The sequence below is a fragment of the Acinetobacter sp. 22301 genome (assembly GCF_052045285.1).
In the GTDB taxonomy this organism is placed as follows: Bacteria; Pseudomonadota; Gammaproteobacteria; order Pseudomonadales; family Moraxellaceae; genus Acinetobacter; species Acinetobacter pittii.
The window spans coordinates 184,060-199,345 of sequence record NZ_JBQEOR010000001.1 but is presented as its reverse complement, the minus strand read 5'-3'; the positions used below and the strand labels follow the sequence as shown (position 1 = coordinate 199,345).

The window sequence follows — 15,286 nt, the reverse complement described above, 5'->3', positions numbered from 1 at the left end:
GCTGGCATTGATTAGAATGCCAGCTTTAAAATACTAAAATTAGAACCAGCCTTTACGACCTTTTAAAATTTGGTCAGTGCAACGTAAGGCTTCTTGAGTTAGTCCCCACAAACGATAATCGCCTGTGATTGAACCAATCTGGAAGTTATGAGTATAAGCAAAGCTGAGGTCACGCTCAGGATCACACCACGCTCCTGAACCATTGTAACCAATATGCCCAAACCCATTTTTAGCGCGTTTACCCATGGTAATAATGCGGTGATAGCCTAAACGCCAATTCATCGGAATTGGCATAACACGATCACGTGCATAACTTTGGATGGTGCTGAGCTCTTTAAATACTTCTGGGCGAATAATTTGATGTCCATCCCATTCACCTTGATTTGCTAGCATCGCATAAATTTTAGCAAGACTATTTGCAGTAAATGTGCCGTTTGCTGCTGGAATGACTGCTTGCAACCCCTCGTCACTAAAGAAACTAAGATGTTTCATTCCTTTTGGAATCATGGCATCTTGAAAGTCTTGAGGGTCTTGTCCAGTCCAAGTAATCATTTTTTCAGAGAGTGAACTCTTGCGCGTCTGTGGCTTTTTAGGTTTTTCAACTTGAGTAGACGCTGGTTTTTCTGGTTTTGGTTGAATAATTAAACGTGCTACACGATCCAACTCATTTGCAGGCGTCCCAAAATATGCTCCATCTAACTTTAACGGTTCAACGAGATATTTTTGCATGAGCTGATCTAAAGATTGACCAGTTGCTTTTTCAAGTACCCCCCCCACAAGCCAACCAAATGTTAAAGCTTGATAAGCATTACCCTCTCCTGCAAGGAATCTTGGCTTAGTCGCCGCGACCACATCTAACATGTGTGACCAGTCGAGCATTTCTCGCGCACTTTCGATGATATTTCGCACATCAAACATGCCACTTTGATGGCTGAGCACATGACGCAATGTCATTTGCTCTTTTCCATTTTGAGCAAACTCAGACCAATAAGTCGCAATCGGTTTGTCGTATTCTAAAAAACCTTCACTTACTAAAATATGCGCTAAAGTTGCAAGTATGCCCTTACCTGTAGAATAACAAACTGCCAATGTGTCAGGTTGCCAAGCTTCGGTTTGTGATTTTAGACCCGTGTAGATATCTACAACTTTCTGACCTCTAAAATAAACCGCTAAAGCAGCTCCACCTTGTCCTGTTCTAGCATCTTGAAGACGGCTAAACTGGTGGGCTAAATCAATAAAACGTTCATCTAAAATACCGTGATAGTTATGGGTATCGGCCAGTAAAATCTCTTTAATCACATGAAGTTCCTTGCATTTTTTGTTATTTTGCTCAAAAGCAGCCCAAACCTCTGTTCAGGCTGCTGATATTTTTATAATGCTTTTACTGTTCCTGCAACATGCGGTTTTTGTGATTTGGCATTACGAATCAAGAAATCAGTCTTTTTATCTGTATTGGCAGTTAAAAACTCAACTTTTGACGGTAAGAACATTGGCAGCTTAAACCATACATCTGCTTCATAAGCATTTGGTAATTCAAGGTTTGCTAATGCTTTAGCTTTACTCCACATACCATGTGCAATGGCTTGCTTAAAGCCAAATGCTTTTGCAGTAATGGCATGAATGTGAATTAAGTTAAAATCACCAGACACTTTCGCATAACGGCGACCTGTGTTTTCTAAAATATTCCACTCTGCCTTTGGAACATAAGCTGGTGCTTGTTCTTCTTTGGCTTTCTCACCTACTCTTTTCTCAACTTTTTGGCGAGATAAATAAGTCGTTAAGCCTTCCATCACCACTTCATTGCCAACTTTTGCCGTGGTAATAAAGTCGAACTGAACACCTTTATCATGCGGTTTTAGTTCCCCAAATTTACATGACAAAGTTAATTTTTCAGTCACAGCAATTGGTCTGGTCTGTTTAATCTGGTTACGAATATGGACTAAACCTAAAATTGGAAATGGAAAGGCTTCTGCCGTCATCATGTGCATTTGCAAACTTTGAGAAAGCACCGCTAAATAAATTGCTGGTACAAAGCCATTGTTTTGAAAGCCACATACTTCGTTATAAGCTTTGAGGTGGTTCTGATCAATTTCTAAAGTATCTACCACATATTCAACTTGCGGTAATATTTTTGGACCTTTCGGCTTTTTAAAAATTAAACCTTGCACTACTTTTGGATAAGCCAATGCCGCTTTTGGTAGCTGGCTAAAATGACGAGTATTCATACCTAACCTTTTATAATTTATAGATTCTTGAATAAAAAAGGGATGCACAAGCACCCCTATTTAGCTGAAAGTGCTTAAGCGCCCAACAAGCTTTGACCACACACTCGTACAACGTTGCCGTTTACGCCTGTAGAAGCAGTTGATGCAAACCATGCAATCGTTTCTGCTACATCAACAGGTAAACCACCTTGTTGCATTGAGTTCATACGGCGACCAGCTTCACGAATCGCAAATGGAATTGCCGCAGTCATTTGAGTTTCGATAAAACCAGGTGCTACTGCGTTGATGGTAATACCATTTTTTAAGATAGGCGCAGTAAATTTCACTAGGCCAATTACACCCGCTTTCGACGCAGCATAGTTGGTTTGACCAAGGTTACCAGCAATACCACTGATTGATGATACACAAACAATGCGGCCATTTGCATTTAGACCATCATTTTCTAACAAGTAGTCATTTACACGTTCAGCAGCAGACAAGTTAATGTTAATTACTAAGTCCCAAAGCTCCGGCTTCATGTTTGCCAAAGTTTTGTCACGTGTAATACCTGCGTTATGAACGATAATATCTAAACCGCCTTGTTTTGCCGCAGCAGCTTTAATTTTTTCGCCCGCATCAGCAGCTGTAATGTCAATTGCCAATGTAGAACCGCCAATGTCAGCTGCTACACGGTCAAGGTCAGCTTGTTGTTGTGGTACGTCTAGACAAATAACATGAGCACCGTCACGCGCCAACACATGTGCAATTGCCTCACCAATACCACGGCTTGCACCAGTTACTAATGCAGTTTTTCCAGCAAGTGGTTTTGCCCAATCAACATCAATTACATCTGCTTTAGAAACACGAATCACTTGACCAGATACATAAGCCGAACGTGGAGAAAGCAAGAAACGTAAAGTTGATTCAAGGTTTGCCGCAGCACCTTCATCTACATAAACAACTTGAGCGGTAATACCCTTTTTAAATTCTTTACCTACAGATTTGATAAAGCCTTCAAGTGCACGCTGAGCAATCGCTTGTTTTACAGTTTTTGCAGTTTCAGGAGTTGTACCAATCACAATCACTCGACCAGAAGTCGCAACTTGACGTGCAATCGGGTTAAAGAATTTATAAAGTTCATTTAACTGTTCTGAGTTTTGAATACCAGACGCATCAAATACAACTGCTTTGAATTTTGATTCTTTATCGCCTGCATTGAATGGACGTAAATTTAAACCAACTTTTGCAGCTTCTTGTTGTAAAGCAACGTTATTGCCTACATAGCTATCTGCATGAACATTGCTAAGTACTTGTGCAATTTCACCAGACAAAACACTTGACGGCGCTGCGCCAACCAATACTGCACCATTCACTACTGGCTGAGCACTTTCAAAACGCTCTAATACAACTGGCGATGGTAAACCCAGATTTTTAACAACGAATTTACCGATAGGAGATTGTGTAAATGCTTGGTATTGATCAGTCATGATTATTATCTCTCAAAGAAATGAATTTTCTACGACAGGCTTCATTATGTTATGAGATGGATAGAAACAATATGAAAGCAGTCGTTCATTAGAGTTACTCCAAATCATACTTGACTTCATCTTTGGATGTCTTGACCTGAATGCTATCTACAATGTCATTCTAGTCAATACAGGTCTATTTGAATTGTGTTAAGGTAGCTTACAAGAATATCGTTATTATGCTTGGAAAAGCCTTATGAGCAAAACAACTCAAGAAAATCCAGCAGTCGAGAATTCTGCTCAGGAAAAAGTGTCAAATACATCAAAGTCGGCTTCTAACACGGCTAAGCGTAACAGCACTACTCCTAAAGCAGCAACTAATACATCAAAAACGACACGTACTCGTTCAACGACTGCACCTGCACGTAGCCCTCGCACCAAGAGCACGGCTACAGCAACTACTTCTACATCTTCAAATGTAGCTGCAGCACCAAAAGCAACAAAAACCAAAACTTCTGTTCAACAGGATAAAACCATGAGCCAAAACACTGTTCGCCGCGTTGCAATTATTGGTGGCAACCGTATTCCATTTGCACGTTCAAATACTGCTTATTTCAAAGCGTCAAATTCTGACATGCTGACAGCAGCATTGAATGGTTTGGTTGAACGCTTTAACTTACAAGGTAAGCGTATTGGTGAAGTCGTTGCTGGTGCTGTTTTAAAACACAGCCGTGACTTTAATATGACTCGTGAAGTTGTATTGAGCACAGATCTTGCTCCTGAAACTCCTGCTTATGACATTCAAATTGCTTGTGGTACAGGTTTACAAGCAGCTTTTGTTGTTGCAAACAAAATTGCACTTGGTCAAATCGACGTAGGTATTGCAGGTGGTGTAGATACAACTTCTGACGCGCCAATCGCTGTAGGTGATGGCTTACGTAAAGTTTTACTTGAGCTCAATGTTGCTAAGACTGGTAAAGACCGTCTTAAAGCTTTAACAAAAATTGATTTTAAAAAGCTTCTTGATGCACCAAGCAATGGTGAACCACGTACTGGCCTTTCAATGGGTGAGCACCAAGCCATCACTGCTTTAGAATGGGGTATCACTCGCGAAGCACAAGATGAGTTAGCTGCTAGCAGCCATCAAAAACTTGCTGCTGCTTATGAACGTGGTTTCTTTGACGACTTAATGACTCCATTCTTAGGTCTTAACCGTGACAACAACTTACGTGCAGACAGCACAGTTGAAAAACTAGCTAAATTAAAACCAGTTTTCGGTAAAGGCGAAACTGCGACAATGACAGCGGGTAACTCAACTCCGTTAACTGACGGTGCTTCTGTTGTCTTGCTTGCTTCTGAAGAGTGGGCAAAAGAAAACGGTCATGAAGTTTTAGCTTACCTTTCTTTCTCTGAAACAGCAGCTGTTGATTTCATTGGTAAGAGCGGTCCTAAAGAAGGTTTATTAATGGCTCCTGCTTATGCAGTGCCTCGTATGCTTAAGCGTGCAAACCTTAAACTTCAAGATTTCGATTTCTACGAAATTCATGAAGCATTCGCATCTCAAGTATTGTCTACATTGAAAGCTTGGGAAGATGAAAAATTCTGTAAAGAACGTCTTGGTTTAGATGCACCTTTGGGTTCAATTGACCGTTCTAAACTTAACGTAAATGGTTCATCTTTAGGTGCAGGCCATCCATTTGCTGCAACTGGTGGTCGTATCTTAGCAACTGCTGCTAAATTGATTAATCAAAAAGGTTCAGGCCGCGCATTAATCTCGATCTGTACAGCAGGTGGTGAAGGTGTGGTTGCGATTGTAGAAAAATAATTTCTATAACGACCTAACAAAATAAGCACCCATTTGGGTGCTTATTTCATTTCAATATATTAGCTTAATGAAGTGATGCAGCTTTGGCATCTGGGAAAAACTTATCTTCAATATGGTCGTAACACCACTGGAAAATAAAGGTATAAACCAAAATACATAAGGTTAAACCAATATCTAAAATAAGTGCATCAATGACACTCATCTGAAGCATATAGGCAATCATTGGTACAGTTGCAATCAGCAAACCACCTTCAAAACCAATCGCATGTAAAATCCGCACAGGAATCGTTCTTTCCCAATTATATTTATGCTCTACTTTTTCGAAATAGTGGTTAAAAATCATATTCCAGAAAACTGAAACAACTGCCATAAACACACCGAGTGTTCCGGTTACGTCCATCGGCATATCAAAAATAAAACTTAATGCAATCGCAATGATGACCAATAAAATTCCTTCATAACTGATTGCATGAATGAGCCTTCTCTTGGAAATCAACATTTTTAAATACTCAATAATAACTTGGATAATGTGCATTTTATTTTTATAATATTGATTAATCCAATCAGGTTCTTTCAGTTTTTTTGACAGATGAATATTAATCAAGAACAACTACTCATGTTTCAGGCCGTGATTGAAACCGGCTCTTTTTCAGCAGCAGCACGTAAACTTGGAAAAGTTCCTTCGGCTGTAAGCATGTCTATTGCCAACTTAGAAATTGATCTGAACTTGACTTTATTTGACCGTAAAGGCCGTGAACCCGTCCCTACTGACGAAGCACGGGTGTTATACGAAAAGACATCTCAGCTTTTAATTGAGATGAATCAATGGAAACAACATGCTCACGCGTTAAGTACAGGGTTAGAAGCCAATTTAACTCTTGTGATTGTCTCTGAACTTTTACACACCAATTGGACCGACTATATTTGTCTTTTAGAAAGTCGTTTTCCAGACTTACAAATTAATATTGTGTCTGCTCCTCAAGAAGATGCACTTCAAATGTTACTAGATGGCTCTGCCCAACTTGCACTGATGTTTGAACGCGAACACCTAGATAACAGAGAACAATTTGTAGAACTTAAACGTGAGGCTTTAATTCCGGTTATTTCAAATAGCCATCCCCTCGCAAGCCAAAATCAGGTTTCTTATGAACAAATCCTTACTACACGACAAATTGTAGTTGCAAGCCGAGATGAAACTTTAAAACCTGAATTGCTATTTTCGAAACATTACTGGCGTACAGACAATCACCACTCTGCTTGTTTAATGATTTTACGCAATCTAGGTTGGGGTGTTCTTCCTCAAGAAATGTTTAAAGAAAACCCTGAATTAAAAAACAAGCTTAAAGTATTGGATTTATTAGATTTCACTCCCCGTTTTGAATATTATGTCGACTTAGTATGGAGCCGGGAAAGTGAACTTGGTGCCGCTGCTAGATTTTTGATTGAACATATCCGTAAGCAACGAATGCAACCACTGCCTTAAAAATATTTCAAATTAGATGCAGAACCTAAACGTTTTTCTTTGAAATATAACAATTGATATATCGACAGCATGAATAGACTTTGTGCTATAAAGAAAACATAAGATTTATTACTGAAGATGTTGAATATCAATGACTCATACAGCACTTGACCAATTAAAAACATTAACGACCGTTGTTGCCGACAGTAGTGACCTTGATGCAATTCGTAAATTCCGTCCATTAGACGCAACGACTAATCCTTCATTGATTACGGCAGCAGCAGAACAACCAGAAAGCAAAGAGCTCATTGAAGATGCTTATTATCAAGCCAAAGAAGAAGGCTATAGCAATGATGAGTTAATCGAAAGAACCATTGATATTTTAACCGTAAAATTTGGTGTAGAAATTTTAAAACTGATTGAAGGCCGTGTTTCAACGGAAGTCGATGCTGCACTTTCATATGATACTGAAGCGACCATTAAAAAAGCGCATGAATTATGTGAACTTTATAAAGGTTATGGTATTGATCAGTCACGTATTCTGATTAAAATTGCATCGACCTGGGAAGGTATTCAAGCTGCCAAAGTGTTAGAAGCTGAAGGTATTGCTTGTAACCTCACTCTCCTTTTCGGTTTACATCAAGCCCAAGCGTGTGCAGATGCAAAAGTGACTTTAATCTCACCATTTGTAGGTCGTATCTTAGACTGGTACAAAAAAGCTGAAGGTGTAGACGCTTACCCAATCGAAAAAGATCCAGGCGTAGTTTCAGTTAAGAAAATCTACACTTACTACAAGCAGCAAAATATTCCAACTCAAGTGATGGGTGCGAGCTTCCGTAGTATCGATCAAGTGCTTGGTCTAGCTGGATGTGATTTGCTAACCATCTCGCCAAGCTTACTTACCCAGCTTGAACAAGATACCCGTAAAGTCGAGGCTTCACTTGATGCATCTCAAGCAAAACAAGCAGAAGCCATCGTTAGACCAGCTCAAGATGAACAAAGTTTTAAAGATGAACTTAACCATGACTTAATGGCATTCCAGCTTTTACAAAGTGGCGTTGATGGCTTTATTAAAGCACGTGACCAATTAAGCCTTTTGTTACGTCAGTCTTTTGGAATTGATGCGGAAATAAAATCTTAAAAAACTGCACTTTTCATACAAAATTACCGATTTTTGTTATCATGACAAAAATCGGTTTTTTATTGGGTTTCTCGTGTTCGGCATAACAGATTTAACAACATATATTATTGGTACATTCCTAATTGTGTTATTGCCGGGGCCCAATTCTCTTTATGTGATGTCAATCGCTTCGCGCTATGGTATTAAAACCGGATATATGGGTGCATTCGGTATTTTCACCGGTGACCTTATTTTAATGCTATGTACAGTACTCGGAGCTGCGTCTCTACTCAAGGCATTCCCATGGGTATTTGTCATTCTTAAATTAACAGGCGCACTTTATTTATCTTATTTAGGTTTTAAACTGTTGCAAGGCAGTATTCAACGCTGGAAACAACGTAATCAAACTCAACCAGAAATGGCTGATTTACCTGCTTTAGATAAAGTTCATCCTTATAAAACAGCACTCAGTATTAGTTTACTCAACCCTAAAGCGATTTTATTTTTCCTCTCTTTCTTTGTTCAATTTGTTGAACCAGATTATGCTTATCCTGCTCTGAGCTTTTTAATTTTAGCAATTATTTTACAGATCATTAGCTTTAGTTATTTAACTGCATTAATCTTCTCTGGAATTAAACTCTCGGCATTTTTTAAAGAGAACCATAAAATTGCTGCAAGCGGAATCTTTTTAGTAGGAATTCTATTTTTCGGATTTGGTTTAAAACTAGCAACCTCTACAATTTAATTATTTTAATCTGATAAGTTTTGCATTAGAAAGTTAAAATATAATGAACTGCTAAAAGTCCAGCATGCCATCTGTTTTAACTTCATTAAGTACAAAAAAAGTTCTGACTTGTCTTACTCCGGGTAAGGCAATAATCTTTTCACTATGAAATCGGTTAAACGCAGCTAAATCTTTAACACGAATTTTTAGAAAATAATCGACTTCTCCCGCCACCAGATAACACTCTAAAACATTTTCCAAATCACCCGATGCTTGTTCAAATGCTTGAAAGCTGTCAGGGGTTGAACGGTCCAAAACCACACCAACTAACACCACAGTACCACGTTGAACCGTATTGGGATTGATCCGAGCACGAACATCCAAGATTGCTCCAATCTTAAAAAGACGCTGAGTATGATTCCAACAAGATGATGTACTAATACCTACAAGTTTAGCCAATTCAGCATTACTTAAACGTCCATTTTCCTGTAAGGCACGCATAATTTTCAGTTCTAGTGGAGTTAAAATTTCAGCCTTCTCGTCCATAAAATAATATTCTTGATTCATTGTTATTTATGAAACGAATAATAGCATTATTTAAGAATTTAAAAATATTATTTATTTTTTAACCTAAAAATAGAAAGCACCTTCTTAAAAAAAATTGTTAAATTCACCCCAACTGGAAGCAATGGCAGAAGCCTATTAATTTTTCTTGGATTTAGAATACGTATCATGCAAAAAATTCTTCAAGATTTTTCAATTCCAGCAGTATTTGCTGGTTTTATTACCTTTCTCATTGGTATTAGTGTTTCGGCCGTTTTAGTGATTCAGGCGGCTCAAGCTTTAGGTGCTTCACCTGAACAAATCACTTCATGGTTTTGGGCTTTGGGTTTGGGTATTGGCTTATCAGGACTCATTCTTTCTTGGAAATTTAAATATCCTGTAGCGACGGCGTGGTCAACCGCAGGTCTTGCTTTAATTATGGCATCAGGTAGTGGATATAGTTTAAATGAAGCGATTGGTGCTTTTTTAGTTGGTGGTTTACTAACAGCTATTTTAGGCTTCTCAGGTATTTTTCAAAAAGCGCTGTCATACATTCCTCAAAGTTTAACAAGTGCCATGCTGGCAGGCGTCCTACTCAAATTTGGTATTTCACTTTTCGCAAGTTTACAAAATGATTGGGCATTTGTTTTGTCCTTACTTAGCATTTATGTCATTACAAAAAGATTATGGCCGCGTTATAGCATTGTATTTACCGTAATTTCAGGTATTGCCCTATGCCCTATCTTTTTAGAATTTCATATGCCTACAATTCAGTGGTCTTTAGCAAAACCTGTTTGGATTAGTCCTGACTTTAGCTGGTCAGCACTTTTGGGCTTAGCACTGCCACTGTTTGTAATTAGTATGGCTTCTCAATATTTACCGGGTATTGCCATGATCAAAAGTTATGGCTACAAACCACATGTGAATCAACTTATTGGCTGGACAGGTTTAACCCAAGTTGTGCTTGCACCGTTTGGCTGTTATAGCGTCAATATTGCTGCGATTAGTGCTGCCGTAAGCTTAGATGACCAAGTTCATCCTGACCCAAGCAAACGCTATATTGCAGGTATAAGCTGTGGTTTTTTCTACATCTTAATGGGGTTGTTTGCTGCAACACTCACAAGTTTATTGATGTCGTTCCCTCATATTTTTATTGTCGCTTTGGCTGGTATTGCATTACTTGGTACGATCAGCCACAACATTGCGATTGCTTTTGCTCAAATTGAAGAACGTGAAGCTGCATTATTTACCTTTTTATGTAGCGCTTCGGGTATTCAATTCTTCGGGATCGGCTCAGCATTTTGGGGATTGGTGGTCGGAATTATTGTATTTGTTGTTCTCAAATTTAAAGCCAAAAAAAGCTAATAAAAAAAGCGTTCATAGCTCCCTATTTTCAATGCTATGAACGCTTTTTAGTATGGTTTCTTATAACTCTCTTACTACGACTGTTTTTGCCATTTTGTCGTGCCAGCCTTGTTTTTTAGCGTCAAATGCCACCCAAAAAAGACCAATACCAAATACTAAAATTGATGGAATATAGCCAATATATCGAATAATGCTCTGCATGACTGTGAGCTTATTACCTGTTTTTTCATCTAAAACTTTTAAGCGCATCAAACGTTTGCCGGGTGTACCTGCAAAATACAACCAACATAAGATTGAATATAAAAAAGGAAATGCGTAGTTCACAATTAAGTCGAACCAATAATTTTGTGGCTGACTACTTAAGCCTGTAGCAAATACTAAGTCGTAATCTCCCCGATAAAAAATCCATGCGGCTGGAATAATTGCTAAACAAAGAATAAGACTATCAATAATCATTGCGCCAAATCTTAACCAGAACCCTGCATACTCATACTTATAAGTCATGCCTACCTCACTTTGTTATTGTTTAATAGCTAAAATGGTCTTACTACTTTACTTTTATCCTAATTGAAACTTTTTTATTTTTAAATACTTAAATAAATTTTAAATTTCTTACTTTTATATTTTATTGTAATTATTTTGATCAAAAAACATCATTAACCACATATCTCTACAAAAATTTAATTTAATCTTTTAAAAACTGACATTTTTTTATGTCAGTTATATCGAAATACGTTTATAAATAAATTAAATTACAAATAAATATTATATTTATTGCCAAAATAAAATATCTATTTTAAATTCTTTTTTTAATAAAAGTGCTGCAAATAATAGAGCCAATCCGATTGTAATTAAAAAAACACTTAAACTGATTAATCCATAAACAATTGTTATACCGCCTAATATAGCTAAAATATAAAAAATAATTACACTGATTGTTGGCATTTCAATTTATTCCACTACTTAAAATAAAAGCAATTTATTCTATCGAGTTTATAAACGATTGCTGTTTTCAAATGTTGGTTACACTATTAATTTGTATCATCATACATTAATAATGTTATTAAACTTATTTAATGTTAATTTAGTTTAATAGAGAGTGATGAAGTTCACATAAGTTTTATTTAATTTCAAAATAATGTTTTTCAGTCACAAGTTTAATTTTTAAGTTTTTATATAAGCGTTCTTTTGAGTCTTCTAGTGAAGGAACAACTTTTTCTGCAAATTTATCTTCAGTCATCAGTCTTGCATAAGTTTTGTAGCCAATGATTAACTTTTGAGGTTCTTTACCTGTTTGACTAAACTCTTCAATGAGTTTATTGACTTTCTTTGCTGTTAAATCTGCCATCTTTCTTAGCCCCCCTTTAATTTACTATTTTGTTATACGGCTTCTTTATGACAGAAATATGAACCGTAATTTTTTGTAATTTTCATGTAAATATTAACAATTATTGGTCTACAGCATACTTATCAGTTCAAAATCAGCAAAGCAATCAATTCAATTATTTGATTTATATATAATTTATTTAATTTCAATTACTTTTAATTGAATAGATGTCTCAATAGAATGAAATATGTTAATCTTTAATTAATAAAAGCTTCATACATATAACAACTGTAAATAAGAGGAATAACATCATGAATTACCAACATATTATTGTACCAGTAGATGGTTCTGACATTTCTTTAGCAGCAGCTCGACAAGCAGCTCACATTGCAAAAGCATTTGGTAGTAAATTGACCGCCATTAGTTTGGTTGCGGTAGATCCTTTTAGTGGCGTAGATTTTTATTACATCTCACCTGTTGTAAAAGATTATTTTGTTGAAGCACGTGCCAACGCAGAAAAAACTCTCGCAAAAGTTAAAGCTTTATGTGCTGAAGAAGGTATTGATGCAGAGACTCAAATCATCCAAGGTGAAATTTCTTCAGATGGTATTTTGAAAGCTGTAGAAGACTTAGGTTCTGATTTGATTGTGATTGGTTCGCATGGCCGTAAAGGTTTCCAAAAATTAATTTTGGGAAGTTTTGCTCAAGATGTTTTAAATAGCACCAAGATTCAAGTTTTAGTCGTAAAAGAGTAAAATTCTTGAAAGATAAAAGCCCAATCTAATAATTGGGCTTTTTAATAAAATAACTTATAGAAATTTTACACCCGGTAAAAAACTCTATAGAATAGTTCACTATTCCATCAATTTCGTGAGTCACACCAATGAAGTAAGTCTTTTTTCTCATCAATTTTTTCTTTTTTTGATGTGCAAAATAGACTATTTTTGTGATTTACCGTCTCTATTATAAATTATCATTCTCCTATTTTGTACATCCTGTATTTATGAGGTTTTTTTATGACTCAGCAGGCATGTGTAATATCGCAACTTACCTTAGAGTTCCCTTCAAAGGTAATGTTTAAGCATCTAAATTTTAGTCTTGAATCGAATCAGGTATCTGCCCTAATTGGTCGTAATGGCCAAGGCAAATCTTTGCTTATGCAATTGTTAAATGAGACGCTTGCATTAGATTCAGTTGTTACATCAGGGCAAATATCTTGGCATGTAAAACATGCATATTTACCTCAATTGCATCGTTTGACAGCACTGACGATTGCTGAAGCCTTAGATATCTTAGATATTTACGACGCTTTTAAAAGAGTTGAACAAGGTAATGCCGACTTCGATGATTATGATTTATTGGAAGGTAAATGGGACCTGCCCACTGTATGGAACAACCTCTTAGAATCAGCTGGTTTACCAACAGATTTAGATTTCCCAGTTAAAAATTTAAGTGAAGGTCAAAAAACCAAATTGGCTCTAAGCTGTTTATTTTTAAAATCAGATCACTATCTATTACTTGATGAGCCTAGTAATCATCTAGATCAGGAATCTAGACAATGGTTAATCGATCATTTAAAAAAACACCCAGCAGGTAGTCTTATCATTAGCCATGATCGGACTTTATTAAATGAAGTCGACCATATTTATCATTTAAATGAACATGGTCTACATCACACCACCGGAAATTATGAAAAATTTTATGGGCAGTATCAAACCAATATTGCAGCTCTAGAGCAATCTATTCAACAGAGCCAACGTGAAGTTAAGCACATGAAGCAAAAGCAACATGATGTATTAATGAAAGCTCAAAAACGAGAGCGTGCTGGCAATAAATTAAGAGAATCAAATTCTCAAGCCAAGATTTTGCTCGACTTTAAAAAGGAACAAGCAGGCCAAAGCATTGCTGCTATACAGTCTCAACATCAGCGACAAATTTCAAACAGTCAAAATGATTTAAAAGATAAGAAATTGCTTCTCGAAACCGTTAAACCTCAACAGTTTGTCTTCCCGTCTTTTCATAAGAAATCTGGTGAAATTCTGCGGATTAAAAAATTGAAACTGAAACATGGAACTCAAAAACCCATCGATCTAGCAGTACAAGCGGCTCAAAAAATTCATATAACAGGACAAAATGGTATTGGAAAATCAACTTTACTTAAGGCAATTCATGCACAGAACAATCAACCCTGTGACAGCATTCACCTATCTGTAGAGTGTTTCTATCTCGACCAGAACTTTAGCTTTTTATGCGATGAAATGACTGTTATTGAAAATTTATCTCACCTGAATAATGAACTTTCAGAACTCGAATGGAGAAATTTGCTAGGTCAACTTCGAATTCGTGGAGATAAAGGTATCCAACTATTGTCTCAGCTAAGTGGTGGTGAAAAACTAAAAGTAGCTTTATTGGCCCTTAGCCAGATAGAACCTGCACCTGAACTTCTGTTATTAGATGAACCAGAAAATCATTTGGATATTGAATCTAGAGAGCTACTTGCTAATGCTATTCAGAGTTATGAAGGTGCGGTATTGCTCGTTTCACATGATCAACTGTTTGTTGAAAGCTCAGGCATTCATGAGTCATTTTCTTTAATATAATAGTTAGTAATATACCAAGTTTCAAATTTACTAGTTCTCATTTGAGAGCTAGTAAATTTTATCAATTATTATTGTTTCACTTTGCTTAATAACTCGAGGTCTAAAGTATATTTCACAGTTTTATTTTTACGAGCACTATTACGCATTTGATAAACTTGAATAATATAGTCACCGTCAACTGGTAAAGTAAGCTCTCCTTTAAAACCTATAGTTGAGCCAATCAATAGTGCATTATCTTTACCTGGTTTTTTACCAGGTGCAAAAATATTTATGTAGGCTAAATTCCCCAGACTATTGATATCAAATTTTAATATTTGGCCTTTTTTTGCATAAACTCTATACCTTACATCATCGTAGCCCTGAAATTTTCCAGTTAAAATGGTATGTGGTGAACTTTGTAAAAAATTAACTTTTTGCTCATTATTTTTGGCATAGATAGTGAACGAAGTAGCTGAAATAAGCGTAGATAGTAATAATGTTTTAATGATTTTTCTCAACTTATTGACCCTCAAAATTATTTTAAAGTGATTATATTAAAAATAATTTTTATAAAATTTTACTTTATGTATGATTTTGATGAGTAGTAGTTGCTTTTTATAACCAGTAACAAATAAAGTATCTTAGAAATCTTAATTATCTTTCTTTTCAAT

16 protein-coding genes and 1 pseudogene are annotated in these 15,286 nt (G+C 36.4%); 7 read left to right on the top strand and 10 right to left on the bottom strand.

Annotated features, from left to right (window positions below; translation table 11 throughout):
- Positions 1-39: 39 nt before the first annotated feature.
- The 3 genes from ACTJJH_RS00945 to ACTJJH_RS00935 all read right to left on the bottom strand — a co-directional run bounded on the left by ACTJJH_RS00945 (position 40) and on the right by ACTJJH_RS00935 (position 3,691).
- Positions 40-1,299 carry a serine hydrolase domain-containing protein gene (locus ACTJJH_RS00945; protein WP_206216587.1) on the bottom strand — a complete coding sequence of 420 codons (1,260 nt, stop codon included), beginning with the start codon at positions 1,297-1,299 and terminating at the stop codon, positions 40-42.
- A gap of 71 nt (positions 1,300-1,370) precedes the next feature.
- Positions 1,371-2,225 carry a MaoC family dehydratase gene (locus tag ACTJJH_RS00940; protein ID WP_032038164.1) on the bottom strand — a complete coding sequence of 285 codons (855 nt, stop codon included), beginning with the start codon at positions 2,223-2,225 and terminating at the stop codon, positions 1,371-1,373.
- A gap of 74 nt (positions 2,226-2,299) precedes the next feature.
- Complete coding sequence (locus ACTJJH_RS00935; protein ID WP_440600564.1) at positions 2,300-3,691, bottom strand: 3-oxoacyl-ACP reductase; 1,392 nt, start codon at positions 3,689-3,691, stop codon at positions 2,300-2,302.
- A 235-nt stretch (positions 3,692-3,926) separates the two neighbouring features.
- On the opposite strand from ACTJJH_RS00935, the gene ACTJJH_RS00930 reads away from it, so the two are divergent.
- Entirely contained in the window at positions 3,927-5,495 is a 1,569-nt protein-coding gene (locus ACTJJH_RS00930; protein ID WP_069031626.1) for an acetyl-CoA C-acetyltransferase, read from the top strand.
- 64 nt (positions 5,496-5,559) lie between these two features.
- On the opposite strand, the gene aceI is transcribed toward ACTJJH_RS00930, so the two are convergent.
- A complete protein-coding gene (gene aceI / locus ACTJJH_RS00925; RefSeq protein WP_005073799.1) occupies positions 5,560-5,994 on the bottom strand; it encodes a chlorhexidine efflux PACE transporter AceI in 435 nt (144 codons plus the stop codon).
- 90 nt (positions 5,995-6,084) lie between these two features.
- Here aceI and ACTJJH_RS00920 point away from each other — a divergent pair, with 90 nt between their 5' ends.
- The 3 genes from ACTJJH_RS00920 to leuE all read left to right on the top strand — a co-directional run bounded on the left by ACTJJH_RS00920 (position 6,085) and on the right by leuE (position 8,822).
- The gene (locus ACTJJH_RS00920) at positions 6,085-6,978 is read left to right on the top strand and encodes a LysR family transcriptional regulator (protein ID WP_057086081.1); all 894 of its coding nucleotides are present in this window, start codon (positions 6,085-6,087) and stop codon (positions 6,976-6,978) included.
- 130 nt (positions 6,979-7,108) lie between these two features.
- Entirely contained in the window at positions 7,109-8,098 is a 990-nt protein-coding gene (tal, locus tag ACTJJH_RS00915; RefSeq protein ID WP_086394016.1) for a transaldolase, read from the top strand.
- A gap of 73 nt (positions 8,099-8,171) precedes the next feature.
- On the top strand, positions 8,172-8,822 hold the full coding sequence (leuE, locus tag ACTJJH_RS00910) for a leucine efflux protein LeuE (protein WP_016803130.1): 651 nt from the start codon (positions 8,172-8,174) through the stop codon (positions 8,820-8,822).
- 51 nt (positions 8,823-8,873) lie between these two features.
- On the opposite strand, the gene ACTJJH_RS00905 is transcribed toward leuE, so the two are convergent.
- Complete coding sequence (locus ACTJJH_RS00905) at positions 8,874-9,347, bottom strand: Lrp/AsnC family transcriptional regulator (protein WP_057086083.1); 474 nt, start codon at positions 9,345-9,347, stop codon at positions 8,874-8,876.
- 186 nt (positions 9,348-9,533) lie between these two features.
- On the opposite strand from ACTJJH_RS00905, the gene ACTJJH_RS00900 reads away from it, so the two are divergent.
- A complete protein-coding gene (locus tag ACTJJH_RS00900; RefSeq protein ID WP_057086084.1) occupies positions 9,534-10,709 on the top strand; it encodes a benzoate/H(+) symporter BenE family transporter in 1,176 nt (391 codons plus the stop codon).
- Positions 10,710-10,769: 60 nt separating this feature from the next.
- On the opposite strand, the gene ACTJJH_RS00895 is transcribed toward ACTJJH_RS00900, so the two are convergent.
- The 3 genes from ACTJJH_RS00895 to ACTJJH_RS00885 form a co-directional block, all read right to left on the bottom strand.
- Positions 10,770-11,213, bottom strand: a complete 444-nt coding sequence (locus ACTJJH_RS00895; RefSeq protein ID WP_057086085.1) for an RDD family protein — start codon at positions 11,211-11,213, stop codon at positions 10,770-10,772.
- A gap of 267 nt (positions 11,214-11,480) precedes the next feature.
- Entirely contained in the window at positions 11,481-11,654 is a 174-nt protein-coding gene (locus ACTJJH_RS00890) for a hypothetical protein (protein WP_005068723.1), read from the bottom strand.
- Between the two features lie 175 nt (positions 11,655-11,829).
- The gene (locus tag ACTJJH_RS00885) at positions 11,830-12,057 is read right to left on the bottom strand and encodes a hypothetical protein (RefSeq protein WP_002115208.1); all 228 of its coding nucleotides are present in this window, start codon (positions 12,055-12,057) and stop codon (positions 11,830-11,832) included.
- Positions 12,058-12,347: 290 nt separating this feature from the next.
- Between ACTJJH_RS00885 and ACTJJH_RS00880 the strand changes: the two genes are divergently transcribed.
- Together ACTJJH_RS00880 and ACTJJH_RS00875 are read left to right on the top strand one after the other, a co-directional pair.
- Positions 12,348-12,791, top strand: coding sequence for a universal stress protein (locus ACTJJH_RS00880; protein ID WP_005073779.1), 444 nt, complete (start codon positions 12,348-12,350; stop codon positions 12,789-12,791).
- Positions 12,792-13,052: 261 nt separating this feature from the next.
- Positions 13,053-14,636 (top strand): ATP-binding cassette domain-containing protein, encoded by a 1,584-nt coding sequence (locus ACTJJH_RS00875; protein ID WP_440600563.1) that lies wholly within the window; start codon positions 13,053-13,055, stop codon positions 14,634-14,636.
- Positions 14,637-14,704: 68 nt separating this feature from the next.
- Here the strand turns inward: ACTJJH_RS00875 and ACTJJH_RS00870 are convergent, their stop codons facing one another.
- Both ACTJJH_RS00870 and ACTJJH_RS00865 read right to left on the bottom strand, forming a co-directional pair.
- Positions 14,705-15,133 (bottom strand): hypothetical protein, encoded by a 429-nt coding sequence (locus ACTJJH_RS00870; protein ID WP_002115181.1) that lies wholly within the window; start codon positions 15,131-15,133, stop codon positions 14,705-14,707.
- Between the two features lie 36 nt (positions 15,134-15,169).
- A pseudogene (locus ACTJJH_RS00865) lies at positions 15,170-15,256 on the bottom strand (hypothetical protein); the annotation flags it as partial.
- Positions 15,257-15,286 lie beyond the last annotated feature (30 nt).

What these genes read in the sequence shown, in the direction of transcription:
- ACTJJH_RS00900 (WP_057086084.1), top strand. Translation starts at nt 9,534, where the DNA reads ATGCAAAAAATTCTTCAAGATTTTTCAATTCCAGCAGTATTTGCTGGT.
- ACTJJH_RS00930 (WP_069031626.1), top strand. Translation starts at nt 3,927, where the DNA reads ATGAGCAAAACAACTCAAGAAAATCCAGCAGTCGAGAATTCTGCTCAG.
- tal (WP_086394016.1), top strand. Translation starts at nt 7,109, where the DNA reads ATGACTCATACAGCACTTGACCAATTAAAAACATTAACGACCGTTGTT.
- ACTJJH_RS00890 (WP_005068723.1), bottom strand. Translation starts at nt 11,654, where the DNA reads ATGCCAACAATCAGTGTAATTATTTTTTATATTTTAGCTATATTAGGC.
- aceI (WP_005073799.1), bottom strand. Translation starts at nt 5,994, where the DNA reads ATGTTGATTTCCAAGAGAAGGCTCATTCATGCAATCAGTTATGAAGGA.
- ACTJJH_RS00905 (WP_057086083.1), bottom strand. Translation starts at nt 9,347, where the DNA reads ATGGACGAGAAGGCTGAAATTTTAACTCCACTAGAACTGAAAATTATG.
- ACTJJH_RS00880 (WP_005073779.1), top strand. Translation starts at nt 12,348, where the DNA reads ATGAATTACCAACATATTATTGTACCAGTAGATGGTTCTGACATTTCT.
- ACTJJH_RS00940 (WP_032038164.1), bottom strand. Translation starts at nt 2,225, where the DNA reads ATGAATACTCGTCATTTTAGCCAGCTACCAAAAGCGGCATTGGCTTAT.
- ACTJJH_RS00920 (WP_057086081.1), top strand. Translation starts at nt 6,085, where the DNA reads ATGAATATTAATCAAGAACAACTACTCATGTTTCAGGCCGTGATTGAA.
- ACTJJH_RS00935 (WP_440600564.1), bottom strand. Translation starts at nt 3,691, where the DNA reads ATGACTGATCAATACCAAGCATTTACACAATCTCCTATCGGTAAATTC.
- ACTJJH_RS00875 (WP_440600563.1), top strand. Translation starts at nt 13,053, where the DNA reads ATGACTCAGCAGGCATGTGTAATATCGCAACTTACCTTAGAGTTCCCT.
- ACTJJH_RS00885 (WP_002115208.1), bottom strand. Translation starts at nt 12,057, where the DNA reads ATGGCAGATTTAACAGCAAAGAAAGTCAATAAACTCATTGAAGAGTTT.
- ACTJJH_RS00895 (WP_057086085.1), bottom strand. Translation starts at nt 11,213, where the DNA reads ATGACTTATAAGTATGAGTATGCAGGGTTCTGGTTAAGATTTGGCGCA.